This window comes from Streptococcus infantis, from assembly GCF_047460685.1.
Lineage (GTDB): Bacteria > Bacillota > Bacilli > Lactobacillales > Streptococcaceae > Streptococcus > Streptococcus infantis_AD.
Genome location: NZ_JASHFS010000009.1, coordinates 38,011 through 64,923, shown reverse-complemented (window position 1 = coordinate 64,923; position 26,913 = coordinate 38,011). Strand labels below are relative to the sequence as shown.

The window sequence follows — 26,913 nt, the reverse complement described above, 5'->3', positions numbered from 1 at the left end:
TCCTAAGGAGGAAATTATGAAAACAAATAAAGTGACCAAACTTGGTGTTTCTTTGCTATCTGTTGCTGCTCTTGGGGTTGTTGCTCCAGCTTTGACTGATGTGCCTGTTTTTGGGTCTACTGTCGTAAAAGCTGAAGAAAGAGGTCCGTTAGAATACACTATCGCATATTATGATAAAGATACCGGGGAGGAAATAGCTCCAAGAAAAACTGGAACTATAAATCCTGGTGAAATTGTCAATATTTATAAAGATATTGATGGCTATCAGGTGGTCTCGAATTTTGATGAGTGGATGCCCGGTTTTAATGCAACCTACCGCATAGTAAGCGAAAACTTTGGGTTTTCGAACGGTCGTCTATTTATGGATCTATCGTATAAGAAGGTAAATGCGGATGCCAAACCTTCTGATACTTCAAAACCAGAAGTAAAACCGGAAACTAAACCATCAGAAACACCGAAACCAGAAGTTAAGCCAGAACCTAAGCCTTCAGAGACACCGAAACCAGAAGTTAAGCCAGAAACTAAACCTTCAGAGACACCGAAACCAGAAGTGAAACCGGAACCAGCACCAAAAGATGAAGAAAAGCAGGAGCCCCTCAAATACCGCATCGATTATTTAGATGCAGATACGGGAGAAAAAATGTTTCGAGAACATGGAGTTTTAAACCCTGGTGAAACTATCAATATCCATAAAAATATTGATGGCTATGAGGTAGTTTCGAAATATAGCTGGATGCCTGGTTTTAATGTGGACTACCGGATAATGGATACATATTTTGGTTCTTCGGATGGATATCTATACATGTTTCTAAGATATAAGAAGGTAAATGCGGATGCCAAACCATCTGATACACCGAAACCAGAAGTTAAGCCAGAACCTAAACCTTCTGATACTTCAAAACCAGAAGTAAAACCAGAAACTAAGCCTTCAGAAACTCCGAAACCAGAAGTAAAACCGGAACCTAAACCTTCAGAGACTCCGAAACCAGAAGTAAAACCGGAAACAAAACCATCTGATACACCGAAACCAGAAGTTAAGCCAGAACCTAAACCTTCTGATACTTCAAAATCAGAAGTTAAGCCAGAACCTAAACCTTCTGATACTTCAAAACCAGAAGTAAAACCAGAAACTAAACCTTCAGAGACACCAAAACCAGAAGTTAAACCAGAACCTAAACCTTCAGAGACACCAAAACCAGAAGTTAAGCCAGAAACTAAACCTTCTGATACTTCAAAACCAGAAGCAAAACCGGAACCTAAGCCTTCAGAGACTCCGAAACCAGAGGTTAAGCCGGAACTTAAGCCTTCAGAGACTCCGAAACCAGAAGTTAAGCCAGAACCAAAGCCTTCTGATACTTCAAAACCAGAAGTAAAACCTGAGCCTAACCCTTCAGAAACTCCAAAACCAGAAGTTAAGCCGGCACCAAAGCCTTCTGATACTTCAAAACCAGAAGTTAAGCCAGAACCCAAACCTTCTGATACACCGAAACCAGAAGTAAAACCGGCACCTAAACCTTCTGATTCTTCAAAACCAGAAGTTAAGCCAGAGCTTAAACCACAAACTAATTCGAATACTGCTCCAACAGCTCCTGTGAAACCTGTTGGGCAAACTTCAAACTCTAAAGCTGACAAACCTACTTCGAAAAAAGAAACTCCAGCTCTGCCAAACACGGGTGAACAAAGTTCTTCACTTTCTCTAGTAGGCCTTCTCCTAGCAAGTCTTGGTTTAGCAGGTCTGACTTACAAAGGACGTCACTAAAAAATTAACACATGATAAAAAAGAACTTGAACTGTTGTTCAGGTTCTTTTTGGAATATGAAAAACTGGAATCATTTAAAATTTAAAAGCTAGTATTTTTAGTCTTATTTAAGTTATCTGCTTTAAAATATGGTATAATGATTGAGTCGGTCTAAAGAAATTTTCGACCGTTTTTAGAAAAAGGAGTAAACATGAAGAAAAAACTAATGGCAGGAGCCATCACCTTGTTGTCAGTAGCTACTTTGGCTGCTTGTTCCAATAGCTCTGAAGGAGCAGACTTGATCAGTATGAAGGGTGATGTGATTACAGAACATCAATTCTACGAAGAAGTTAAAAATAATCCAACTGCTCAACAAGTCTTGCTTAACATGACCATTCAAAAAGTTTTTGAAAAACAATACGGTTCAGAAGTTAGTGATAAAGAAGTAGATGATGCCGTTGCAGAAGAACAAAAGAAATATGGTGATAGCTATCAAACAGTTCTAGCTCGTTCAGGTATGACTGCAGAAAGCCGTAAAGCTCAAATTCGTACAAGTAAATTAGTTGAGTTTGCAGTGAAGAAAGCCGCTGAAGCTGAATTAACAGATGAAAACTACAAAAAAGCTTTTGAAGAGTATACTCCAGAAGTAACTGCTCAAATAATTAAACTTGATAGTGAAGATAAGGCAAAAGAAGTTCTTGCTAAGGCAAAAGAATCTGGAGCTGACTTTGCACAATTGGCTAAAGATAATTCAACTGACGAAAAGACAAAAGCAAATGGTGGAGAAATCACCTTTGATTCTGCCTCTACAGAATTGCCAGATGCCGTTAAGAAAGCAGCCTTTGCACTTGATGTCAATGGTGTTTCAGATGTCATCACTGCACCAGGAACACAAGCCTACACAAGTAGTTTCTACATTGTGAAACTAACTAAGAAGTCAGAAAAATCTTCAAATCTAGACGATTATAAAGAAAAACTCAAAACAATTATTTTAACTCAAAAACAAAATGATGCAACCTTTGTTCAAGGTGTTATCGGTAAAGAATTGACAGATGCCAACATCAAAGTGAAAGACCAAACTTTCCAAAATATCTTTACTCAGTACATCAAGGGTGAAGCAACTACTGACAGTAGCAGTAGTTCATCAAACTAATAAAAAAAACTATCTGCCTTTCTTATTTTAGAAAGTAGATAGTTTTTTTGTTATTGAATTTCATTTAAAATTAGTAAGAGTGCATCTACTACTCGAGAACGTTGTTCTAATGGAAGTATCTTTAATTCATCAATAAGTCGTGATATTTTTGGATCTTCTTCTTTAAGTTGAATGTCAAAGAAGGTATCTAAGTCAACATCTAATGCTTCCATAACTTTTTCAAGTGTTTGAATTTTTAAGTTTGTTGACAGATTTTCTAGTTTATAAACATAATTTGTTCCTAAGTCAGCCATCTCCTCTAATTGTTCTTGGGTATATCCTCTTTCTATTCTGAGTAAACGGATGCGTTTAGAAATGTAGTCTTGCAAATTACTTTTATTTTTGACCATGTAGTACCTCGCTACTTACATGATACAGTCAAACGACTGCATTTTTTAGACTTCAAATAGTTATATTTTAATAAAATGACTTTAAAAAGTTGTATATTGTGGTATAATGAAGGTATAAAAAAATAAAAAGGGGAAACCTATGAAAAAAGAATTGATTGCTTTGACTGCCATAGCAGCAACGGGCCTTGCAACAACTGTAAGTGCAAATGAGGTAGCTGAACCCAATGTAGATAATGCAGGTGGTGTTCGTACTGCTCAAACTGAGCCAGCGTTTAACATTACTGATGCTAAAACCGAACCAGCTTTGGTAGAGAAAGAAACACCAAAACCAGTAGAAGTGAAAACTCCTACTAAGGAAGAAGTCGCTGAACTTGGTGCTACTGCTAAACAAACCCAAGAAGATGCAGATAAGGCAAAAGAAGTCTTGAATCAAGCGAATGAAACTTCTGATAAAGCAGAAAAGAAAGTCGCTGACTTGAAACAAGCTAAAGCAGATGCTCAAAAGACTGCTGACAAAGCGACACCAGAAGCGATTCAAAACGCAGAGAAGAAAGTGGAAACTGCTAAAGCAAACGTTCCTACTGCTGAACAAGGGGTATCTTCTGCGCAAACTGAACAAGATGATGCAGACCGTAAGGTAGCTATTCAAGGTAAAACAGTTGGTACTAAGCAAGCAGAAGTCACACAAGCGCAAAATGGAGTTACTGATGCTAAAGCAGAAGTGAAAACTGCTGAGGACGCTTTGAAGGGTGTTGGTCTTGCTGACGCTAAAGAGAAACAAGATGCAGCGATTAAAGAAGAAGCTACAAGCAAACAAGCTCAAGAAGATGCACAAATTACTCTTGATGCTGCTAAGAAGTTGGATGGTGAGCTTGCTGACCAACTCAAAAAAGCAGAAACCACTGTTAAAACTGCTACACAAGATGTAGAGCGTACTGAAAACGAAGCTAAAGAAGCAAAAACTAACCGTGATAATGCTCTTGCTACTTATAACCAAGCGGTATCTACTCTTGATGCTCTTCAAGATAGCTCTAAGAAACAAACCATTACCCTTTCACCAGCTTTCATTCAAGCAGTGAAAGATGAAATGGAGTTCCTTCGTCAAATCCGTTCAGGTGTCGAAATGACTGAGGAAGAACGTAACGCTAAAAACGATGAGATTTATGACCGTATTGTTGGTTCACAAGTAGAACACAAGAAACTGAATAAATACGTTCCAACCAAAGCTGATCAAACTGATAAAACTCGCTATGACATTAACAATCTCCCACAAGAGATTAAAGATGAGTTGAACTACTATGTGGTTGACCTTATCAACCAAATGCGCCACCAACTTGGACTTCCAGACGTTGTTCTTTCAAAAACTTCTCTTGAATTTGCTGATAAAGTTGCTAAAGAGTATGTGAAAGCAAACTTCTCTCACGCTATGAAAGAAGAATACCACGCTCGTGGTGGTGTTGGACACTACGCCATCGGTATTAACAAGGTTGCTAAAGAATATGGCTTGCCTACAACTGATGCAGAGGAAGAAAGCAAGGGTGAACAGTATTATGAAAATACTGTAACCACTTATGTTTTCCATGACTTTGACGATGCTGACGGAGTTTACCGTAAAACTCTTGGCGAAATGAAAGAGAAGTTGTATAACGACCTTGTTATGTTAGTTTCTACTAAAGGTGACTATGCTCATACACAGGGTATCCTACAATTTGACTATGCAAATGAACCAATTTACTTTGGTGGTGTCGCACAAAGTAAGACAGATGATTTCTATACAACTCACTTCTTGACTGCTATTCACGAGTCTTATCTCGATAATTCTACATGGGATAAAACACCTATTGCTAACCCACTTAGCGATGAAGTGATTGAGCGTAAATTGAGCGAAGCTCGTCAAGCACTTGCTGATGCTATGACTGCTCGCGACAATGCACAAGCAACTTTTGAAGCAAAAACAAAAGCAGAATCAGACGCTAAACTTGCTCTTACAAACGCAGAAGCTAACTTGACTGCCTTGAAGAACGGTGAAAGTCCACTTGCTAACGCTCAAAAAGCTTTTGATGAAGCAAAAGACCGTCATGATAAAGCAGTTGTAACTCTTTCTAATGCTAACGCTCTTGTCAACACTTTGACTACTACACAATCTGTTAAAGAAGAAGCTCTTAAAGATGCACAAGCAAAATTGAAAGACGCTGAACAAGTTCTTAACACTGCACAAGAAGCGCTTAAAGCAGAAGAAGATAAGATGAAAGAGCTTGAAGCGATTGCTACAAGCAAAGCCCAAGCGGTATCTACTGCTAAGAAAGCACTTCAAGATGCACAAGAAGAAGTTAAACAAGCCGAAAAAGAGCTTGCAGACCTTAACGGCGCGCACACTCGTTTGGCAGAAGTAAAAGCAGAGCTTGAAAAAGCTGAAACTGAGCTTAAAGATGCTTACAAAGTACAAAACAAAGCTAAAGTTGACTATGAAACTAAGAGCCTTGCAGCAGGTCAAGCCAAAACTGCTTACGAAACTGCTAAAGCGAAGTTTGAAGAAGCAGAAGCAAAACGCTTGGCAGAACTTGCAGACGAAAAACGTAAAGAGCTTGAAAAAGCAGGCTACCAACCCGTACCAGTTTTGGATGAAAAGGGTAATATTGTTGATTACACAGTAGATCAAGTTACTGTAGGAACTAAAGACGATAAAACCTATCAAGCGCCTGCACAAGCTACAAATGCAAAAGCAGAACCTAAGAAACAGCTTCCAAATACAGGAACGAAAGAGTCAGGACTTTTAGCATTGCTTGGAGCAAGTGTTGGACTACTTGCTTTAGCTGGAAAACGAAAATATAGATAAAATAGAAAGGGCGTTACTGCCCTTTCAGATTGAAGACAAAGTCCTTAGAACTCAAGTTTCTAAGGGCTTTTCTTTGTGTAAAGTCGTATAATAGAGGTAAGAAGAGTTGTGAGGTAATCCCTATGTTTCACAAAGAAAAACCTGATTATAATCGTAAGCAATATGGTTTCTATACGATAGATGAATTGGTCCCCAAAGATCACTTTCTTCGACAAGTAGATTCAAAGGTTGATTTTGACTTTATTTATGACTTGGTAGAAGATACCTATAGTCCAGATAATGGTCGTCCTAGTCTTGATCCTGTCATGTTAGTCAAAATTCCTTTGATCAAGTGTTTTTATGGTATCCGTTCCATGCGCCAAACCATTAAAGAGATTGAAGTAAACGTAGCCTATCGTTGGTTTCTCGGACTAACTTTAGATGATAAGGTTCCTCATTTTACTACCTATGGCAAGAATTACAGCCGTCGTTTTCAAGATAAAGAACTCATTTCTGAGATTTTTTCCCAAGTTCTCAACCAAGCTTTGTATGCTGGCTTAATTGATCCTTCTGAAATATTTGTGGATGGTACCCATATCAAAGCGGCAGCTAATAGTCACAAGTATCGTAAGGAAATGGTAGACCAACAAGCTAAATTTATGAGTGAACAATTGGCAGTTGAGATTGATTTAGATCGGAAAAAACACGCAAAAAAGTCCTTAAAGCCCGCAAAAGAAAGTGAGGCAAAAGAAAAGAAAATCTCAACAACAGATCCCGAGTGTGGTTGGTTTCACAAGGGCGAACACAAGGAAGTATTTGCCTATTCTGCTCAAGTTGCTTGCGATAAGCATGGTTGGGCCTTAGCTTATACGGTTGAAGCAGGAAATGTTCATGATAGCCAGGCTTTCCCTGCCTTATTTTCAAAGTTAGAGCCTTTCTCTCCACGCTATATAATTGCGGATTCAGGCTACAAGACCCCAGCTATTGCCCATTATTTATTAGAACGTAACATCATTCCTGTCTTTCCTTATACTCGTCCAAAGGGAGTAAAGGGGAACTTAAGACCTAGTCAGTTTGTTTATGATGCAAGTCATGACTCTTATATTTGTCCAGAGAATCAAGTATTAAGCTATCGCACTACCACTCGAGAAGGCTACCGTGAGTATAAGAGTAATCCCAAAGTATGTGTTGCCTGTCCTTTATTATCCGTTTGTACCCAAAGCCAAAATCATCAAAAAGTAGTAACGAGACATGTCTGGAAAGATGCCCTTGAATTTTGTGAGGAGATTCGTCACCAAAGAGAAATGAAAGAGCTCTATAAGAAGCGCAAAGAAACAATTGAACGACTCTTTGGGACGGCTAAGGAGTACCATAATTTGAGATACACTAGAGAGAAAGGAAAGTCCAAAATGGAGGATCAGGTTGGGCTTACTTTGGCGTGTTTAAATATCAAAAAACTGGTGAAATGGATAGGGAATATCCCTTTTTATTTTGTTCTAAATCCGATTTTTGAATGGAATATCAGATGATAAGACAAACTATTTTTGAAAAGAGAAAAAGACAAACGCCAAAAATGACGTTTGTCTTCGTTCTGTAGCGAGCCAAGTCGGTTGGCTCGCTTTTCTCGTTGTTCAGTTTTCCGATGAAATTGTAATAAATGTCAATTTGAATAATACGATTGCGTTTCGTGCCAGTTGGTTTATGAATCACAATCTTGTCAATCAGCTCATTCACTATCTCAACGGTTAGTTCTGGTGACTTTGTATATTTGGAAATTCTCGCCATAAACTTGGAGATATTAAGGTTATCTTCTTGTTGTTTGGCGAGTTTTTCAGTTAAGTCAGAAATGGAAGTTTGAAGTTGTTCCTGTTCTTCTTCATAGCTCTGACTTAGTTTCACAAAGCGTTCATCTGAAATTTTACCAAGTAGATTATCTTCATAGAGCTGTTGGATAATTCGGTCTATTTCGTTGAAGCGGTATTCATCTTTTTGAAGTTGCTGGCGCTGGCGTTTGTTATCCTTACTGAATTGAGCTTGGCTTTGCTGTTCTAACTTTTTCAAAAAGGCTTCTTGGTCGAAGTGGATTTCCTGAATGGTTTGGCGGAGCTTGTCACTCACAATCTCAATCAAGGCGGATTTTTGAATGTAGTGGGGATTTTCGCAACCATCAATCGGCTTACGGTAACCAGAACACTTATAATGGTCATGATTAAGTCCGTTTTTCTCTTGTGGGCAAAAATAATGTTTTCGCCCACAAGTTCCACAAAAAACTAATCCCGCAAACAAGTTTTCGTGACCAATCCGATTTTTATACCGTTTATTTGAACGCTTATGACTTCGCATTTTTTGAACAATATCGAAAGTTTCTTGGTCAATTATCGCTTCATGAGTATTTTTGAAAACTAACCAATCCTCCTTTGAGTTATCCACCTTACGCTTGTCTTTATAAGATTTTGTCCGTGTTCGAAGATTGACAGTATGTCCAAGATATTCTTCACGACTTAAAATCGCACTCAGAGTTTCTCGTATCCAAAAATAAGGCAAAGTTTCCACATTTGAACTGGAGGAAATCGACTTCAAACCAATTTCTATTCGGTGGCGGTCTGGTTTAAAAATTTTGTCATTTTCTAACCCTTTCGCAATCTCTGAGAGACTTTTTCCACTTTTCGCTTCCTGAAAAATCCGTTTCACAACTTCACTGGCAACTGGGTCAATAATCCAATTTTTAGGATTGTTTGAATCTTTGAGATAGCCGTAAGGTGGGTTAGTAGTTACTCGCTCGCCAGCTTTGGCTTTAGCTTGCACAACCGCTCGAATCTTCTTACTGGTATCTGCTGCATACATTTCGTCCATTAAACTCTTGATTGGCAAGAAAATAGAATTAGTTTCATTAGGCTTATTTGAATCCACACCGTCATTTAAGGCGATGAAGCGGACGTCAAAACCAGGAAAGGTGATTTCCGTTAGTTGACCAACCTTGATATAAGACCGCCCCAAACGACTCAAATCCTTAACGATAAAGTTTGAAACTTGCCGATTTTCCACCAAACGCAAGGCTTCCGAAATAGCTGGACGGTCAAAATTTGTACCACTAAAGCCATCATCGACAAACAAGATAGGATTAGGGAGATTTTCTCTTGCAACTACATCAATCAGAATTTTCTTCTGATTGATAATTGAGTTACTATCTCCATCCAGTCCATCGTCTTGGCTTAAACGACAATAAACCACCGTAATATCTGAAAGCTTCGAAGTATCTACTTGTCTATAATCTGAAATTGTCAAAGTTCTGTTCATGTGTTTTTCTCCTTTTGGAGTTCACACACCTTATACTTCTATTATACCATTTTACTACTGTTAAAACAGGGATTTATCGCTTAAAATCAACCTTTCTAGGACATTTTCAAGATTGCGATTTTCAGTAAAACGGTGACGGATTAAGTAAGTCGTTCGACCAATTCGACAAATTTCATCGGCGGTGCGTGAAGGCTGGTTTGAGTCTCTATCTTGATTCTTTTGATTCATTATCTATTCCTCCCTTGATATAATCTGGGTATTCTTCAAGCGTTATGACAGTGAATAATTCCCAAAAATTATATAGTTCATTCTGAATGACTTTCGAAATCGCCAGTTTGCGCTTGTCATCTGGCACAACCCACAAAACATAGGGGAAAACTTGCTTTTGGCGCTGTTCAATACCTGAACGGTAGTATTCGATATATTTTTTACAAGTGTTCACAATACGCGCAAGACTTTCCGTGCTTCGGTCTATTTCCAGAAAATAATGGTCTTCGTAATCGTGATTAACTAACTCTAAATAAGCATCAGGCTTTAAAGTTCGGCCTATACCAGAGAGTTTTTGGTAGCTCCGCCAAGAGTTCGGCTCAAAGGAAAAGATTTCAAGCGACAGTTTTTCTGAATCTCGAACGGCCTCCAGCGTCTCAATAAAAACTTCCGTAATCGCCAAAGTATGTTCAACGTGGTGCTGAGTTGGCTCATATTGATTTTTATAACGTAATGTGATACTGTCATCTTGACTTTTAAGGAGCTTTAGCCCTTGAAAAGTAATTTGCCAGACATAAGAAGCAGAGCCACGGCGTGCGCCACCAATTCGCCGTTTTAAGTGTGAAACTAATCCAGCTTTCTTCAGACTTTGAAGCGCAAAATTAGTTCGGCGAATTGCGGTGTCAGCTCTCACGCTACTGGCAAAAAAGAGTCTGGCTAGTTGGTTGGTGGTAGCATATCTAGCTTGACTTAAAAAGTAAAGAATTTGCGTGTCATTATCTATTTTGTAATTCCATTTCATCTGTTTTGTTCTCCATTAAAATTTAAAAGTGTGCTCCCGTAAAATGTGCTTAGTTACGGAGTAAGTCGTGTGAGTAAAAATCCTAAAAACCTTTATTTGTCAGGGGCGGAAGAATTTTCTTCATCAACACGATTCGAAGAGCGATTGGAACGCTTTTTACGCCCTAAATCTGTTAATTTTGGGTTAGAATTTTCATTTTTCGAAGCAGATTTTTCAAAAATGTAGTTTTCAAATTGGCTTTCAATTTCTGAAATATCTTGTCCGTATCGGCTCAAGCTATTCAAAAATGGCACACGACTATCTCTAATTTTTAGTTTAGGTGGGTAGGTCTTACCAATAAGCCAGCGGTAGGTATTAGGTGAGATTTCTGTTCTGATATATGCCCAAAATGGTGGTAAGCTGTAAAAATCTTCTTTATCAATCTCCAGAGTATATTTTGCCATTTCGCGTGCTTCATCAAGATTTAAGCCAAAAACAATTTTATTCGCAACATTAGATTCAATTCCAGCTTTTAACTGGGGCGACATCTGTGCAAGATGCTGGAAGCCGATATTCCAGCCAACATTAAATTGGCGAGATTGAGAAAGTGCTTCATCTAAGTTAGAATTGGGGATTCCTAAGAAACTCGGTGTTTCATCAATATAGATAAAGACCGATTGGCGTTTGCTTTGCTCAACCGAAGACTGGCGCAAAATTAACATCCAGAGCATAGAAGTAATAAGACTACCTATTAGTTTCGCAGATTCTGAACCGATTACCGATTTATTTAGTGGAATCAATACGATTTTTCGACTTTTGAAGATTTCTGCAAGACTGAAATTTGGGTTAGTTTGTCCCAACATTGCCCGAAGTTGCGGACGAAGCAAAAACTGTCGGAATTTATTCAAAATGGGGTTTAACATCTGGTGACGTTGAGCTTCACTAAGCAGTTCAAACCAGTTCCAGAAATTTTCCAGCCCGATTGGGTCTTTTAACTCTCTTAATAGTTTATTTCGAAAAGACTGATTAGTAAGTAAGCTCGGTAACATCACTAAGGAGGTATTTGGAATGCGCGCCAGAGTTAAAAAACTGTGCGATAGAATATCCAGTGAGTAAATTCCAAAATGTTCAGGATAAAGTCCTTTAAATAGCTCCAGTAGATAATCTGCAATTACTTCAGGTTCAATACCGTGTTTTGTGAGTTCAAAAGGGTTTATACCAACAACTCGTTTGGCAGTGGGTGAGATGACTACTATATCTTCATCGTGTTCATCTGGTGTACGCTCTAAAAGTTCATGAGTGAGTTGACCTTTGGCATCCACCACAACTACACTATGATGTTTAGATTTTATATCTGATAAAATCAAGTGAGTCATGGCGGTGGTTTTCCCGCAACCAGTTGAACCGAGAAAAACGGTGTGCTTTTTGCCAGCTTGCGCTGAAATTTGGATTGGTCTGGATTCGGATTCAACAGTTTGCGCTAGACTTCGCTGAATCTTCCGATTAATATTGTAGCCCAAAGGTGGAGTTACTAATTTAGGGTGAACATTTGGCACACCTGCAATATTTTCTTCCCCAATAGGTAAAAGCATGAAACAAGCTAAGTCTGAGACGGATAAACTATATGGGAAAGACCAGGAGGGTTGCGCTTGATTAAGTTTTTGGATAGCTAACGGTTTTAATTCAATGGTTGCATTTGATTCCATCATGCGAAAACTACTAAGCAGGCTGGTAAGAAATTCCTTTGTTCGCAAAATACTGCGAGATTGGACACCAAGACGAATTTCACACTTAAAAGTAGATTGATTTAATTTTTGTTTCATCAGCTTTTTGGAATTTTCGGAAAGCTCAGGAATATTATTCGTAATCACTTGATACCATTTAGCAGATAAGTTAGGTAGGTCTTTTGGCTGTGGGCGAGGTGGTGAGCCTGCACCAATGACCAACTGAACAACCACTGTCTCATCTGGCTGAAGTATTTTTGAAATTGCGAGGCTTGAACGTATCATGTTTTCTGCAGAGTCCGTTTTTAAAGCATAGTGAGATTCTTTGATATTCACTAACCGTGCAACCGAAAGTTTTTCACGCTTTGTGACTCTTGAAAACTGAATAGCTCGGTGTGATTGAATTAGTTGGCTGATATGTCGCTTGTCTTGTTCTTCTGTTCCTAATAGATAGCGCACGCGATTTTTAGATAATCGAATTTCAAAAATAACCGCTTTGCGCCGACTTAGTCCCACCAGTTGACCCAACATAGATTTCACATCATCTATCTCAAACGGCCGTTGCCAGTGAAACTCGCTCCAAGATAAGGCTTCAAACTTACGTCTCATATTTACCTCCATTCTTTAGATTTAATAATCCGAAAGGTAAACCAGCCGATGAAAACAGCCGCAGTCGTCAAAACCAAGAACCACCAAACTTCCAGAATTAGTTTCACCGCCCAGTTAATAAGCCAAGCACAAGCAACAAATCCAAGAATATAAGCCACTAGTTTTTTCATAGCTGGTCTCCTTTCTGCCTTTATTTATACAAGAAAATTGGTAAAAAGTTAAATTTCGCTACCTTCAGTTTTTAGAGCGATTGGAATGAATTTTAGGCAATGAAACAGTAGTATATTTGAACATATTTTGACCGTTTGTCTAGTCTAAACAATCCTTTTATTTTCTTGAAATTTTTCGCATTTCTGCTTTAGCAACCAAGAAAAGTTGATTGATTTCTTGCCGTTTTTCCAGAAATTCTGCCAGGGCGTTTTCTTCTTCACTACAGTGCTTTTTGTCTTCTGGTTTTGGTTTTTCGAACCAATCCCAAATAAATATAACAACAACGATAATCATAAAAGCTATAAAGTAATCCATCATAAAGCTACCTCATTTCAGTTTCTCAGTAGCGTAATAAGTGAACGCTTTAAGAATATACTCGGTGTAGTCTTTAGCTTCTGGCGTATTTTTGAGGATTTCAGACTGAGTAAGCGCCAGATTGCCCACTTTATATAAAATATCGCTAGCGAGAAGCTCCAAGGCTTGATTATCTGCCATCGCTTCACTCAGTGTTTTAGCCACTTCCAACTGATAGGGGTTAACAAGTTGAGGAAGGTCTACTTTTGGGGTTGATTTTTGAATATGATTCATGAGATTTCTCCTTTGATTTTGGTATAATTTATGTTATAAACATTGTCGACTTTGTTTATGATTATAGTGTAGCGAATATTTTTATCTCATTCATCAGGTAAAAAATCTCAGAAATCTCAAGGAGAAATCGTATGACCGAATTTAGATTAGGATGGTTTTGCTATATTTTGCAAAAATCTGAAAAGAAAAAACGAAATCAAGAAGATTTCGTCAATAGTATTTTGAATAGATTAGTGAGTGAAAATAACTCTAAAATTTCATTTATTCCAGAAATTAACCGTGTTTCTAGTAATCGCCTTTTTACGGGAGACGAAGAAATTCCAGAATTTTACCGCGAAGCTTTGCCGATTAGTGATTTAGGCTTTCAATCTCAAAGGATAGCAGATATTTTTAAAGATTTAAACCGTGATGAAACCTTCGATTATAAGCAAGCTGTTTTTAAAATCAAATCAGCTCTTTTAAACCAAGCCAAAAAAGCTACCGTTGTGTTTGGTAGCGAAAAAATAGAATTACTTAATCATTGCCAAGAAGCTGAACTTTACTTAGCAACTCTTTTGATTTTCTTGGTGAATCTTTCGAATATTCCTTCCAAAAACTCAGAGGAATTAAGACAAGCACAAATCATTAACCAGCACATTTTTAAGTATCTTGAAAATGAGATTCTATTAACGTCATATTCACATAGAAAAGCTATTGAGGAATCTTTAAAAAGCAAACAACAGATTTTTTATTTTGATTTATATAAGCCTGAAGCGTTAAACGATAATAAAAATCTCGTTTCACCCACTTTAAAAGTTTTGATTCAAGATTCTATTTCCAAAATGCCAATTATCCAAAATGGTTTAATAATTCAAAACGAAACTATCAACGAACGAATTACACAGTTTATTGAAAAAAATTTTGAGAACAGCCCCAAACTAACTTTAATTACTGGATTTTGCCAATCTGAAATGGACTTTTATAAAGCTTTGGATAGATTTTTACCCAAAGAAGCTATTAATAAAATTTTTATTGTTAAAAGTTTCGCTTTATCTGTAAAAGCCAGTTATGACTATACCGTTTCGAAAATGAAAGATATGATAACCTTAACAGAAAATGTTGTAAATTACTTAGAAAAAAGAGCTTTCACAACACAAGACAAAACTGATTTTACTGTTGGAATGAGTGAAAATTTAGAGAAAAATGAGCTGATATTCTTTTGTCTAGTTGAACAAGAAAATATTTTTTAAAATTTTTATTGGGGTGTAGTGATATTTAATTTGACAATCGAAATAAAAAAGACTATAATAAGTTTACCATAAAAAATATTAAGGCAGGACAGACTATAGAGAATCAGAAGATGTGCAAGTTTGAATCTTCAACTATAGTAAACAACTATTAACGAAAGGATTTGAATTGTACACATCTATGTTTCTTGTAGGGTGTTCTGTCTATTATTTTATGCTCGTGATAGGTGTAGTGTTTCTTTCCTAAAAAGGAGGTCACATTATGACTAAACAAAATTTTAAATTGGCTTTATTATCAGCTAAGGAAAAAACTCAAAATTTAGAGCTTAAGACAGAGGATGTTAAGCTGGTTAGTACTATTATTTCAGTTTTTAACGACTCTAAGATTGATATTGGGAATAATCTAAAAGAAACTCTCATAGCAATACCACCAGATTACTTAGTTTTGGCTATATCTGCTATCTTAGCACTGATTGTAATTTGCTTGACGGTTGGTTTTATGTATTATCAACATATACATAACAAGTCAAGCCCACTAATGAGAGAAAAGAGAAAACATGAAGATAAAAGAAAACGACGCAAGAAGTATCACAAAAAGCGTCGTTAAGCAAAATTATCATTACACTTATCACGTTCGAATCATCTAGATACGCCAATATTTAGATGATTTTTTATTTTGTCAATTTTTTGAAAAATAAAATTGTAAATAAGTGACAAAGAACTATTTTTATATAATATATAAAAATCTAGGTCATCTTAAAAAAATAAAATAACTATATCAGTATACCACACGTTTGGCACTGAGTCAACATTTTTAAAGATTTGTATACGTTTTCAGTATATCAAAAAGTGTTGATAATAGCAAATAAAACGCGGTTTGCTTTAAAAGTATTTCTCTTTTTTAATTATTGTCTGAATTTTCTATAATTTAGATACCCTGCTACAATAGTAAGGAAAGGAGAAATTTTGACAAATCATCACAAGAACAAATTAGAAAATATTAAAACCATAACTATCGGTTATGCTCGTGTCAGTTCGACAGATAATCGGCAAGAATTGGGGTTATCTGTTCAAAAAGAGGCGCTCAGCTTTTGCGACAAGCTCTATATCGAAAAAGATTCTGGTGGAAATCAAGACCGCCCCCAACTTGATAAGGCGTTAAAATTAGCTAAAAATTATGCTAAACAAGGGGTTAAAACAAATTTTGTCGTATATAAATTGGATAGACTTACAAGAAAGATGCTTCACCTCTCTGTTATTATTGAAGATTTAACTAAAAATGGTATTCATCTTCAATCAATTCATGAAAATATTGAAACAGATTCTTTAACTGGAAAATTCTTTTGTTTGATGTTGGGTTATGTGGCAGAATGGGAGCTTCAAGCTATTTCTGAACGCACTAAAGACGGCCTACGTAAAGCGAAAGAAAAAGGTGTAAAGCTTGGCAATAAAGGGTTGCCTAAAGATACCGAAAAACAAATAATCGAGCAATACCTACGAAAAGAATTGCCTGTGCGCAAGATTGCGAATCAGCTGAGTATTTCCACCGCAACTATTTATAATGTGCTGAAGCGCAATGGTATTCAAATAAATAGAAGAAATTACCTATAATCAATTGACAAATCCTTAGAAAAATAGTACATTAAACCTATCAACAGTTTTAGCAAACGGTCGTTTGTTAAAACAATCAAAGTTATCAATAAAAAATATTTAAAATGCTGATTTAATAAGGTTTTAGTTACCTTGTTGAATTGGCATTTTTATTTTTTCATTGTTTTAGTTGACGACCATTCACTAAAACAAGCTCAACCCCTATTGTAGCAGGGATTTTTGAGTGAAAATAAAAAAGGAGGTATTTCGTATTAAAATAAATACGATTTTTAATGTGCTACAAATACTTAGAGGTTTTATTAAGGAGAAAATATGGCTTTTTTCATATTGGTAATTGCAATTGCTGGTGGAATTTTCTGGTTTAATAGAAAATCTGCCATTGATAAATACACTAAAAAACAAGAATTAGCAATGAAAATTCTTGAGAAATCGAAAAGAATTCGCTTAGAAGTAATGGCTGATATTAACGAGCTGGGTGGACGAATGGCTTCGGCAGACCGTGAACAATACATCAGTCTAACTCAAGAAAGAGAATCTCTTCAAGAAACTTTAGAGACAATTGAAGCAAGTATTCGAACTATGGAGTCAATTTTGCAGTGGAGAGTTGATTCTTCGGGTGGAAGACTGGAAATCGAGAAGGAGCTTTCGAACTTACGACGGTATTCTGGACTTACATTAGAAGAATTAGCACAAGATTGCGGTATTGTGCTATAAAATATTGTAAATAGAAAGAGGTTTTTATTATGGGAAACTCTAATGAATGGTATTGTGCTTGTGAACGTGCTTTAAGTGGTAATAAATGCGATTGGTGTAAAGAAGCTATTTACCACAATCTTTCTTACCATAGGTGTGATTATGGAACTTGTCAAAAGAAATCTGGATGGTAATCATTATGATTAAACAAGTTAAAAAAATTCTTACAGCAACTATTGAATGCCCAACTTGCGGGCGAAAAACAAGCGACCGACCAGAACGGTGTAGTCATTGCGGTAATAAACTATAGGAGTTTTGATATGACTGAAAAATGTACAAAATGCCACGAGGTTCTTTGGTTCTACGCGGCAGACGACGCCCGTGGTAAAGTTATAAAAGTTTGCAAAAATCCTAATTGCACAATGTATAATTTTAAAGTTTCATTTAGTGAACGATAATTGAATATATGAAAAAGACGGCTCATTTGAACCGTCTTTTAACTCTCTTATAAGATGCATGAACTCAGATTGTTTTAGAGTGCTGAGTGTCAGCCAGTCTTTGGGCGACTTAATTTTTTTATAGGGAGATTATTATGAAAAAGTTTTAGGAGTATAAGTTAAGGTCTTTTTAACTTATGAGATAAGTATACAACTCCTATCTTAAAGTTTCCTTAAGTATTTTTAAATGTGAGATTTTTCCATTTTTCACGCCAGTTTTTCTTAGATAAACGCTTTTGATAGAGCTTCATTCGGTCTTGATTTTCTAAGAAATGAGGAGTTGGACGAACTTGAAAGTTTAAAATATCCTCCAAACCATAAGGAGCAAAGAGCTCTAAAGTTGCGTCAGCTTGCAAGCGCAGTCCTACTGCCGTACAACGTTCAGGATACTTACTCATGGCATCGCAGGAATTTCTATACGGAGGTGTGTGGGGACTGTGTTGGTGCATATAGACTTGATTTTTCAGCTCCCACTGATACTGGGGAAAGTCCTCTCTCAACTTGCTTTCTATAGCCAGCGTTTCTTCGTAACTCACATCTGGGTCAAAGAAAATCACATCCACATCCGTTTCACGGTCAAAGGATGGCTTATCTGACAAGAGATTCCAGATAAAATTTCGGACCGAACCAGCTGCTAACCAGGAATCTTTCAACTCCAAGTCACGGATGATAGTCAGAATAGCCATCATATCAGGATTTTTTCTGAAAGAGTCTACGATTTCAGCCTTATTTTTCAATGTATTCATACCCCAAATGTTCATAAGCCTTAGCTGTCGCGACCCGTCCTGAACGAGTTCGCATGATAAAGCCCTTCTGGATCAGGTAAGGTTCGTACATATCCTCAACCGTCTCACGCTCTTCGGCGATATTCACCGAAAGAGTTCCTAGACCGACAGGACCGCCACCGTACATTTCAATCATGGTACGGAGAATTTTCTGGTCTACATAATCCAAACCTTCATGGTCTACATCCAGCATGGTCAAAGCCTTATCCGTAATCACATCATCAATCAAGCCATCGCCCATAATTTGGGCAAAGTCGCGCACGCGCTTGAGGAGACGATTGACGATACGAGGAGTTCCACGACTACGGAGGGCCAACTCCGAAGCAGCTTCATGTGTAATTTCCATCTCAAAGATATCTGCCGTCCGCTCGACAATCTCTGTCAAGTCATCATGGGCATAATACTCCATGTGACCAGTAATCCCAAAACGGGCACGAAGAGGATTTGAAAGCATCCCTGCTCGTGTCGTCGCACCAATCAAGGTAAAAGGTGGCAATTCCAGATGGACACTGCGACTACCTTCCCCCACACCAATCATGATGTCGATGTAGAAGTCTTCCATAGCACTGTAAAGCACCTCTTCCACCGACATAGGCAAGCGGTGAATCTCATCAATAAAAAGAACATCTCCTGGCTCCAAGTCATTCAAAATCGCTACCAGATCACCGGCTTTTTCGATAACGGGACCAGACGTTTGTTTGAGATTGACTCCCAGTTCATTGGCAATGACAAAAGCCATGGTTGTTTTCCCGAGACCTGGAGGACCAAACAAAAGAACATGGTCCAGCGCCTCATCACGCATTTTTGCTGCTTCGATAAAGATTTGAAGCTGATCCTTGACCTTATCTTGACCGATATATTCACGTAAATATTGGGGACGGAGGGTACGTTCTACCAGCTCCTCATCACCCATGATTTCATTATCTAAAATTCTACTCATGCTCCTATTATAGCAAAAATCCAGCCTACAAACAAAAAAGCCACCGAATTTGGTGGCTTCATTAGGGAGATTATTATGAAAAAGAAAAGTTTAGGATTTCTATTAAATAAAGTTAGGAGGTCTTTATTTAATAATTACATGATACAAGAAAAGTCTTAAAGTTATCTTAAGAATTTCTAGTTTTTTAATTTTGTTCAAAAATAATAAATACTAATTAAAAATTGCTAAAAGCAAACAAGAAAAAAGCCACCAAATTGGGTGACTTTATTAGGAGATTATGATGAAAAAAGTTTTAGGATTTCCATTAAATAAAGTTAGGAGGTCTTTATTTAATAACTAAATGATACAGGATAAGACTTAAAGTTAGCTTAAGATTTTGAACTTTTTTTATTGTCTTTTTGTAGTAAGGTAACATAGTCACTCTTGGTATGAAATAAATGGGAGAGAAAAACAGTCTTTTGTGTCTGATCAACAAAGTAAAGCAAAACGTATTGATCTATAATTTTTCCTCGTGTAGGATACTTACTATTAATCTTTACACCGATTTTCACATCAGCATCAAAACCAGCTTCAGGAAAGACTTCTAGACTCTTTAAGCCATCTAAAATTTTTGCTACAGTTTTTTTCGCAGATTGAGGGGATAAAAGTACCGTAGCTATATATTCGTGTATATTGTCGATAGCTTGTTCAACTTCTTTTGAAAGGATCACTTTATAAGCCATAGCGTGCCCTCACATTGTCTAGAGAAGCTCCTTCGCCTGCCTCATATTCTCTCAAGGCACGTTCAGATTGAGCTTGTAATTCAGCAATCAACTGCTCTCTATGCAAATCTTCGGCCGTCTTAATAGGCAAATCTTGCTCTAAGACTATTTGCTCTACAAATAAAGAAATAGCATCTGTCATTGTCATGCCCTTTTCCTTGATAATATTTCTAGCTTGCTCCATAGTAGCTTCATTTAGTTTGAAATTGTATTGTTTCGATACGCTTATAGCCATGATATATCTCCAATCTATACGATATAGATTGATTATATACTAGATATAGATTTTAATCAAGAAAAGTATTTTTCTCATAGCCTTACCTCCTCACTAGATAGTATATTTTTACGCGAGATTTCCTCGACAATCTTCTTTTTGAAAAATTCAATTCTTTCAAACAGAGTCATATTTCGATACCTTTTGATAAAACCACGATAAATCAGATACTTTTTATCAGGATCTCAAGTAGGTCATTAAAAAATTTAATAACACCAATTTTAAAGGCATCAAGCTTCTAAACAATAGAAGATTCGGCGATCTTTGTATTATATGGATATCCGCGTTATCCTTGACACGAACTTTTACTTTTGTTCAAAACAACGAATATAAATGAAATATCGCTGAAAGTCACATAACAAAAAGCCACCAAATTGGGTGACTTTATTAGGAGATTATGATGAAAAAAAGTTTAGAATTTCTATTAAATAAAGGTTACTCAATGAAAATCGAAATCAAACTAGGCAGAGCGACGCAAGCATAACTAAAGTTAGGTAAGTCGACTCTAATGAAGTATGGTGAGATTTTCGAAGAGTATTAGGAGGTCTTTATTTAATGGTTACATGATACAGAAGAAGACTTAAAGTTAGCTTAAGAGAAAAAAATTATTGTAATTTTTTTCGATTCACCCAAATCATGCCCGTACACTGGAAGCTAGACAAGGTTTCAAACCCCAGAGAACGATAAAATTCCAAGGTTTTTTCTGTTTGTTCTGTCGCTAGTTGTACTTGGTAGGTATCCTTATAATCAGCTAAGGATTTTTTCATCAAGTGACTACCAATCCCTTGGCGCTGATAGGTAGGCAAAACGATCAAATCCTGGACAAAAACCGAAGAAAAACCGTCTCCAATCAAGCGAACTAGACCAACGATTTCCTCACCATCACGCGCTAGATAAATGGCTAGTGAATGAGACAGAGCCCGGGACAACATTTGGGGCTGATTTGTATAATTTGTCCAACCAACTGCCTGGTAGAGATGCAAAACGTCATCAAGTGAAACAGATGTTTCTTTTGTAATCTTAATCATAGCAAACCTTCCTAACATTCTCGTAGAGATTTAATCTGTTGTCCATTTTCATCAAAATTATCTTGCTTCAACCATGCTTCAAAACGAGCCTTAACCCTTGGCCAATCCTTGTCGATCATAGACAACCAATCCGTATCTCTAGTACGCCCTTTATAAATAACAGCTTGACGGAAGGTTCCCTCGTAGATAAAGCCCAAACGTTCTGCTGCTTTTCTAGAAGGTAGATTTAGCGCATCACATTTCCACTCATAACGGCGATAGTTAAGCTCTTCAAAGACATAACGAGCTAGCAAATAGTGGGCCTCTGTTCCCATCCTGGTCTGTTTGAGAGCCGGAGAAAAGGTCACCGCGCCAACTTCAATCACGCGATTAGCTTGGTCAATACGCATGAGAGAAAAAGTCCCCAGCGCCTTTCCAGTCACTTTATCGATAATCGCATAATAGAAGCGATCCTTGCGCTCAAGCATCTGCTTTAAAGCGACGATTAATTTTTCGAGATTTTCTACTGGTGGTTGAAAGAGATAGGTCCACATGTCACGAGGGCTATCTGGACCATAAACAGTTAACAAATCCTCCGCATGCTTTTCTACTGACAGAGCTTCGATAATCGTATACTGTCCTTCTATCCGTACAAGTGAAGGCAAGACTCCAGGTGTGTCGTCTACAGGTTCACCAATCATCTGACCATATTCATTTACTGGCATAGCTTTCTCCTTGTCTTACTCTTATAAGTTTAAAGATGTGAATAGTATATCACATCTCTCAGGTAATCTACAAAAATCCTCCAGATTCTACTCTGAAGGATTCATTTCTTATTTAACAACGATATTAACGAGTTTGTTAGGTACACTAATCACCTTCACAATTTCCTTGCCATCGATCTCTGCTTTAACTTTGTCGTTAACCAGAGCCACTTCTTGCAATTCTTCGCGTGAAAGGTCTTTCGCAACCATGAGTTTAGCACGAACTTTTCCTTTGATTTGAACGACAATTTCGATTTCGTCTTCAACCAATTTGCTTTCGTCCCATGTTGGCCAAACTACGTAAGAGATAGACTCACCTGTTGCTGCGACTGTTTGCCAGAGTTCTTCTGCCAAGTGAGGTGCAAATGGGGCGATCAATTGGATAAAGCCTTTGGCGTAGTCTACATAGAGTTTGTCTTCCTTGTTTGCTGCATTGACAAAGACCATGAGTTGGGCAATGGCTGTGTTGAATTTCATAGACTCGATTTGCTCTGTGACAGATTTAACGGTTTCATTGTAAACCTTGTCAAGAGCGCCATTGTTTTCCGCAACGATTTCTTTACTTGTAATCAAACGGTAAACACGGTCAAGGAACTTACGGCTTCCTTCCAAACCTTCTTCAGACCAAGCGATGGAAGCATCGAGTGGTCCCATGAACATTTCATAGACACGAAGGGTATCGGCTCCGTATTGATCCACCACATCGTCTGGGTTGACAACGTTCTTAAGAGATTTAGACATCTTGGCTGGTGCTTGCTCCAACTCTTCTCCTGTTTCCACATGGAAGAAGGAACCGTCACGTTTTTCAACCTTGTCAGTCGCCACAAGAGCTCCACGGTGGTCACGGTAGCTTGTTCCCAAAATCATCCCTTGGTTAAAGAGTTTTTGGAATGGTTCCTTAGTTGGAACGACACCGAGGTCATAGAGGAATTTGTGCCAGAAACGAGCATAAAGCAAGTGAAGAACGGCATGCTCCGCACCACCCACATAGATATCTACTGGCAACCATTGTTTGAGAAGGTCCTCATCAGCCAATTTCTCAGTATTGTGTGGGTCAATATAGCGGAGGTAGTACCAGCTTGAACCAGCCCATTGTGGCATGGTGTTTGTTTCACGACGACCCTTGACACCATCTTCACGAGTCACTTCAAGCCAGTCTGCCAAATTGGCCAGTGGGCTTTCACCAGTACCTGAAGGGCGGATGTCCTTGGTTACTGGCAAGACAAGTGGCAATTCACTTTCTGGAACAGCTGTCGAAGTTCCATCTTCCCAATGAATGATTGGAATTGGCTCACCCCAGTAACGTTGACGGCTAAAGAGCCAGTCGCGAAGACGGTAGGTAACCTTTTCTTGGCCACAGCCTTTTTCTTCCAACCAAGCCACAATCTTGGCAATGGCGTCTTCTTTATTCAATCCATTTAGGAAGTCAGAATTAACATGAAGGCCATCTTCTGTGTAGGCAGCCTCTTCAACGTTGCCTCCTTCAAGCACTTCTACGATTGGAAGGTCAAATTGTTTAGCAAATTCCCAGTCACGTTGGTCATGAGCAGGTACAGCCATAACAGCACCTGTTCCGTAGCTAGCAAGAACGTAGTCCGCAATCCAGATTGGAATTTCTTTACCGTTAACAGGGTTGATAGCATAAGCACCAGTCCAAACCCCTGTTTTTTCCTTGGCAAGGTCTGTACGAGCCAAGTCTGATTTGAGGCTGGCTTGGTGTTTGTAGTCCGCTACAGCCTCAGCTTGTTCGGGACTGGTGATAGCATCTACCAAGTCATGCTCAGGAGCCAAAACAGTGAAGGTCGCACCAAAAAGGGTATCTGGACGTGTCGTAAAGACTGTGAATTCCTTATCAGTCCCTTTCACCTTGAAAGTGACATTGGCACCAGTTGATTTACCGATCCAGTTGCGCTGCATATCTTTGATAGACTCTGGCCAATCAAGCTCATCCAAGTCATTGAGCAAGCGCTCCGCATAGGCAGTGATTTTAAGCATCCATTGGCGCATTGGTTTACGGACAACTGGATAGCCTCCACGCTCAGATGTTCCATCTGGAAGCACTTCTTCGTTGGCGATAGCTGTTCCCAGTTCCTCAACCCAGTTTACTGGCACTTCAGCTTCATAAGCCAAACCTTTTTCGTAAAGCTTAGTGAAAATCCATTGCGTCCACTTGTAGTAGTTCGGATCTGTAGTATTAACTTCACGATCCCAGTCGTAAGAGAAGCCAAGCGCATTGATTTGGCGTTTGAAGTTGGCAATGTTTTCTGCTGTGAATTCCGCCGGGTCATTTCCTGTATCCATAGCGTATTGCTCTGCAGGCAAACCAAAGGCATCCCATCCCATTGGGTGAAGGACGTTGTAGCCTTGGGCACGTTTGAAACGGCTGAGGATATCAGTTGCTGTGTAGCCTTCTGGGTGTCCTACGTGAAGACCCGCTCCAGATGGATAAGGGAACATGTCCAATGCATAAAACTTAGGTTTTGAAGCATCTGTTCCTGTCTTAAATGTGTGATGGTCAGCCCAGTATTTTTGCCACTTAGGCTCGATTTCTTTATGATTGTAAAAACTCATGCTGTCTCTCCAATTTTCGTGATGCTCCTATTATACCATTTTTAGGAAAAATATTGTTCCTCTTTTCGTGTTTTTTTATCGTTTTAACCTTTAAATACTAGACATTTTTACTGATAGTTTCTCAAATTTCTCCACTTTATATAATTTACCATTCAAATAATTCTTATTAAATAATATAGATGCATGATAGTCCTTTTTATGGTAGAATATAGGAAAGTGCTTTCTCAGAAGGAGGGAAATATGGACAAACAAACCATCGCTGTTTTAGGGCCTGGTTCTTGGGGTACTGCCTTGTCACAAGTTTTAAATGACAACGGACACCAAGTACGTATCTGGGGAAATATTCCTGATCAAATTGATGAAATTAATACACAACATACTAACAAACGCTATTTTAAGGATACTGTATTAGACGAAAAAATTGTTGCCTATCATGATTTGGCAGAAGCCTTGAAGGGGGTTGATGCTGTCTTGTTTGTGGTGCCAACCAAGGTGACCAGATTGGTAGCTCAACAAGTGGCTGCTGTTTTGGATCATAAAGTGGTTGTCATGCATGCTTCAAAAGGCCTCGAGCCCAATAGCCACAAACGTCTTTCAACTATCCTAGAAGAAGAAATCCCTGAAGAATTGCGTAGTGAAGTTGTGGTTGTATCTGGTCCTAGCCATGCGGAAGAAACGATTGTACGTGATATTACCTTGATTACGGCTGCTTCTAAAGATTTACAAACTGCTCAATATGTTCAAAAACTCTTTAGCAACCACTACTTCCGCCTTTATACCAATACGGATGTTATCGGAGTGGAAACAGCTGGTGCTCTTAAAAATATCATCGCTGTTGGTGCAGGTGCCCTCCATGGACTTGGATTTGGTGATAATGCAAAAGCTGCTATTATCACGCGCGGGCTGGCAGAAATTACCCGTCTGGGGGTTAAACTTGGAGCAAATCCATTAACTTACAGTGGACTTTCTGGGGTTGGAGATTTAATCGTTACCGGAACTTCTGTCCACTCACGTAACTGGCGAGCTGGAGATGCTCTTGGGCGTGGAGAAGCCTTGGCAGATATCGAAACCAACATGGGAATGGTCATCGAAGGAATTTCAACAACCAAAGCTGCTTACGAATTAGCGCAAGAACTTGGAGTTTATATGCCAATCACCCAAGCCATTTACCAAGTTATTTATGAAAATGTTAATATTAAGGATGCCGTTTCTGAACTCATGAGCAATGAGTTCAAGGCAGAGAACGAGTGGTCTTAGTCACCGTTAGAAAGGAAGCTCATGATGCAAAAAGTTAGAAAAGCCATTATCCCTGCTGCAGGACTTGGAACTCGTTTCCTACCTGCTACTAAAGCTTTGGCCAAAGAAATGTTGCCAATCGTCGATAAGCCAACCATCCAGTTCATCGTTGAAGAAGCTCTTAAGTCTGGAATTGAGGACATTCTTGTCGTAACAGGAAAGTCAAAACGTTCTATCGAAGACCATTTCGACTCAAACTTTGAACTAGAATACAACCTCAAGGAAAAAGGAAAAACCGACCTTTTGAAACTAGTTGACGAAACAACTGGTATGCGTCTTCACTTCATCCGTCAAACACACCCACGTGGACTCGGAGATGCCGTCTTACAAGCCAAGGCTTTCGTTGGAAACGAACCCTTTGTGGTTATGCTTGGAGATGATCTCATGGATATCACTGATGACAAAGCTGTGCCATTGACCAAGCAGCTCATGAATGATTATGAGAAGACTCATGCTTCTACTATCGCCGTAATGCCTGTCCCACACGAAGAAGTTTCTTCATACGGTGTTATCGCTCCTCAGGGTGAAGGAAATGACGGTCTTTACAGCGTTGAAACCTTCGTTGAAAAACCAGCTCCTGAGGATGCACCAAGTGATTTAGCCATCATCGGTCGCTACCTTCTCACACCTGAGATTTTCGGTATTCTTGAAAATCAAACACCAGGAGCAGGAAATGAAATCCAGCTAACAGATGCTATCGATACTCTCAACAAAACCCAACGAGTATTTGCTCGTGAGTTTAAAGGTTCACGTTACGATGTCGGAGACAAGTTTGGATTCATGAAGACTTCCATCGAATACGCCCTTAAACATCCACAAGTCAAAGACCACTTGAAGGACTACTTGATTGATCTTGGAAAAGAACTTTCAGGAGAAAAATAAACAATTTACCAAACAGTCAGATTTAGTTTAAATCTGGCTTTTTTGATGTCTAAATCCCAAGAACCAATCCCTATCTAACCCCCATTCTAAGCCTA

General features: G+C 38.4%; 25 protein-coding genes. 10 read left to right on the top strand and 15 right to left on the bottom strand.

What is annotated here, in order from left to right; all coding sequences use genetic code 11:
- The first annotated feature begins 16 nt into the window (after positions 1-16).
- Positions 17-1,759 carry an LPXTG cell wall anchor domain-containing protein gene (locus QM917_RS05760; RefSeq protein WP_414285212.1) on the top strand — a complete coding sequence of 581 codons (1,743 nt, stop codon included), beginning with the start codon at positions 17-19 and terminating at the stop codon, positions 1,757-1,759.
- A 190-nt stretch (positions 1,760-1,949) separates the two neighbouring features.
- Positions 1,950-2,891 carry a peptidylprolyl isomerase PrsA gene (gene prsA / locus QM917_RS05755; RefSeq protein WP_414285211.1) on the top strand — a complete coding sequence of 314 codons (942 nt, stop codon included), beginning with the start codon at positions 1,950-1,952 and terminating at the stop codon, positions 2,889-2,891.
- Positions 2,892-2,941: 50 nt separating this feature from the next.
- Here prsA and QM917_RS05750 read toward each other — a convergent pair whose 3' ends face one another.
- Positions 2,942-3,280: a helix-turn-helix domain-containing protein gene (locus QM917_RS05750; RefSeq protein WP_414285210.1), complete on the bottom strand. Its 339-nt coding sequence runs from the start codon at positions 3,278-3,280 to the stop codon at positions 2,942-2,944.
- 139 nt (positions 3,281-3,419) lie between these two features.
- Here QM917_RS05750 and QM917_RS05745 point away from each other — a divergent pair, with 139 nt between their 5' ends.
- Entirely contained in the window at positions 3,420-6,116 is a 2,697-nt protein-coding gene (locus QM917_RS05745) for an SEC10/PgrA surface exclusion domain-containing protein (RefSeq protein ID WP_414285209.1), read from the top strand.
- Between the two features lie 122 nt (positions 6,117-6,238).
- Complete coding sequence (locus QM917_RS05740; protein ID WP_414285208.1) at positions 6,239-7,624, top strand: IS1182 family transposase; 1,386 nt, start codon at positions 6,239-6,241, stop codon at positions 7,622-7,624.
- On the opposite strand, the gene QM917_RS05735 is transcribed toward QM917_RS05740, so the two are convergent.
- The 7 genes from QM917_RS05735 to QM917_RS05705 all read right to left on the bottom strand — a co-directional run bounded on the left by QM917_RS05735 (position 7,617) and on the right by QM917_RS05705 (position 13,511).
- Positions 7,617-9,392 (bottom strand): recombinase family protein, encoded by a 1,776-nt coding sequence (locus tag QM917_RS05735; protein ID WP_414285207.1) that lies wholly within the window; start codon positions 9,390-9,392, stop codon positions 7,617-7,619. The genes QM917_RS05740 and QM917_RS05735 overlap by 8 nt on opposite strands.
- A gap of 60 nt (positions 9,393-9,452) precedes the next feature.
- Positions 9,453-9,620: a hypothetical protein gene (locus QM917_RS05730; protein WP_414285206.1), complete on the bottom strand. Its 168-nt coding sequence runs from the start codon at positions 9,618-9,620 to the stop codon at positions 9,453-9,455.
- Positions 9,598-10,401 carry a replication-relaxation family protein gene (locus tag QM917_RS05725; protein WP_414285205.1) on the bottom strand — a complete coding sequence of 268 codons (804 nt, stop codon included), beginning with the start codon at positions 10,399-10,401 and terminating at the stop codon, positions 9,598-9,600. Before QM917_RS05725 ends, QM917_RS05730 begins: the two co-directional genes overlap by 23 nt.
- 92 nt (positions 10,402-10,493) lie before the next feature.
- On the bottom strand, positions 10,494-12,713 hold the full coding sequence (locus QM917_RS05720; RefSeq protein WP_414285204.1) for a type IV secretory system conjugative DNA transfer family protein: 2,220 nt from the start codon (positions 12,711-12,713) through the stop codon (positions 10,494-10,496).
- Positions 12,714-12,715: 2 nt separating this feature from the next.
- Positions 12,716-12,883 (bottom strand): hypothetical protein, encoded by a 168-nt coding sequence (locus tag QM917_RS05715; protein ID WP_414285203.1) that lies wholly within the window; start codon positions 12,881-12,883, stop codon positions 12,716-12,718.
- A 157-nt stretch (positions 12,884-13,040) separates the two neighbouring features.
- Positions 13,041-13,241, bottom strand: coding sequence for a hypothetical protein (locus tag QM917_RS05710; RefSeq protein ID WP_414285202.1), 201 nt, complete (start codon positions 13,239-13,241; stop codon positions 13,041-13,043).
- A gap of 9 nt (positions 13,242-13,250) precedes the next feature.
- The gene (locus QM917_RS05705; RefSeq protein WP_414285201.1) at positions 13,251-13,511 is read right to left on the bottom strand and encodes a hypothetical protein; all 261 of its coding nucleotides are present in this window, start codon (positions 13,509-13,511) and stop codon (positions 13,251-13,253) included.
- A gap of 131 nt (positions 13,512-13,642) precedes the next feature.
- On the opposite strand from QM917_RS05705, the gene QM917_RS05700 reads away from it, so the two are divergent.
- The 4 genes from QM917_RS05700 to QM917_RS05685 all read left to right on the top strand — a co-directional run bounded on the left by QM917_RS05700 (position 13,643) and on the right by QM917_RS05685 (position 17,062).
- Positions 13,643-14,740: a hypothetical protein gene (locus tag QM917_RS05700; RefSeq protein ID WP_414285200.1), complete on the top strand. Its 1,098-nt coding sequence runs from the start codon at positions 13,643-13,645 to the stop codon at positions 14,738-14,740.
- Between the two features lie 259 nt (positions 14,741-14,999).
- Positions 15,000-15,344, top strand: coding sequence for a hypothetical protein (locus tag QM917_RS05695; protein ID WP_414285199.1), 345 nt, complete (start codon positions 15,000-15,002; stop codon positions 15,342-15,344).
- Between the two features lie 359 nt (positions 15,345-15,703).
- On the top strand, positions 15,704-16,348 hold the full coding sequence (locus QM917_RS05690) for a recombinase family protein (protein WP_414285198.1): 645 nt from the start codon (positions 15,704-15,706) through the stop codon (positions 16,346-16,348).
- Positions 16,349-16,660: 312 nt separating this feature from the next.
- Positions 16,661-17,062 carry a hypothetical protein gene (locus QM917_RS05685; RefSeq protein ID WP_414285197.1) on the top strand — a complete coding sequence of 134 codons (402 nt, stop codon included), beginning with the start codon at positions 16,661-16,663 and terminating at the stop codon, positions 17,060-17,062.
- Positions 17,063-17,711: 649 nt separating this feature from the next.
- Here the strand turns inward: QM917_RS05685 and QM917_RS05680 are convergent.
- The 7 genes from QM917_RS05680 to leuS all read right to left on the bottom strand — a co-directional run bounded on the left by QM917_RS05680 (position 17,712) and on the right by leuS (position 24,640).
- On the bottom strand, positions 17,712-18,284 hold the full coding sequence (locus QM917_RS05680) for a nucleotidyltransferase family protein (RefSeq protein ID WP_414285196.1): 573 nt from the start codon (positions 18,282-18,284) through the stop codon (positions 17,712-17,714).
- The gene (gene ruvB, locus QM917_RS05675; RefSeq protein WP_414285195.1) at positions 18,265-19,263 is read right to left on the bottom strand and encodes a Holliday junction branch migration DNA helicase RuvB; all 999 of its coding nucleotides are present in this window, start codon (positions 19,261-19,263) and stop codon (positions 18,265-18,267) included. The genes QM917_RS05680 and ruvB overlap by 20 nt, the downstream gene beginning before the upstream one ends.
- Positions 19,264-19,631: 368 nt before the next feature.
- Positions 19,632-19,985: a type II toxin-antitoxin system RelE/ParE family toxin gene (locus QM917_RS05670; RefSeq protein WP_414285194.1), complete on the bottom strand. Its 354-nt coding sequence runs from the start codon at positions 19,983-19,985 to the stop codon at positions 19,632-19,634.
- Positions 19,975-20,259, bottom strand: coding sequence for a type II toxin-antitoxin system RelB/DinJ family antitoxin (locus tag QM917_RS05665; protein WP_045762742.1), 285 nt, complete (start codon positions 20,257-20,259; stop codon positions 19,975-19,977). The genes QM917_RS05670 and QM917_RS05665 overlap by 11 nt, the downstream gene beginning before the upstream one ends.
- Positions 20,260-20,903: 644 nt before the next feature.
- Positions 20,904-21,326, bottom strand: coding sequence for a GNAT family N-acetyltransferase (locus tag QM917_RS05660; protein WP_414285193.1), 423 nt, complete (start codon positions 21,324-21,326; stop codon positions 20,904-20,906).
- A gap of 11 nt (positions 21,327-21,337) precedes the next feature.
- The gene (locus QM917_RS05655; RefSeq protein WP_414285192.1) at positions 21,338-22,030 is read right to left on the bottom strand and encodes a GNAT family N-acetyltransferase; all 693 of its coding nucleotides are present in this window, start codon (positions 22,028-22,030) and stop codon (positions 21,338-21,340) included.
- Between the two features lie 108 nt (positions 22,031-22,138).
- Positions 22,139-24,640, bottom strand: coding sequence for a leucine--tRNA ligase (leuS, locus tag QM917_RS05650; protein WP_414285191.1), 2,502 nt, complete (start codon positions 24,638-24,640; stop codon positions 22,139-22,141).
- Between the two features lie 240 nt (positions 24,641-24,880).
- On the opposite strand from leuS, the gene QM917_RS05645 reads away from it, so the two are divergent.
- A complete protein-coding gene (locus tag QM917_RS05645) occupies positions 24,881-25,897 on the top strand; it encodes an NAD(P)H-dependent glycerol-3-phosphate dehydrogenase (RefSeq protein WP_414285190.1) in 1,017 nt (338 codons plus the stop codon).
- Positions 25,898-25,921: 24 nt separating this feature from the next.
- Complete coding sequence (gene galU, locus QM917_RS05640; protein ID WP_414285189.1) at positions 25,922-26,818, top strand: UTP--glucose-1-phosphate uridylyltransferase GalU; 897 nt, start codon at positions 25,922-25,924, stop codon at positions 26,816-26,818.
- The last annotated feature ends 95 nt before the right edge of the window (positions 26,819-26,913 follow it).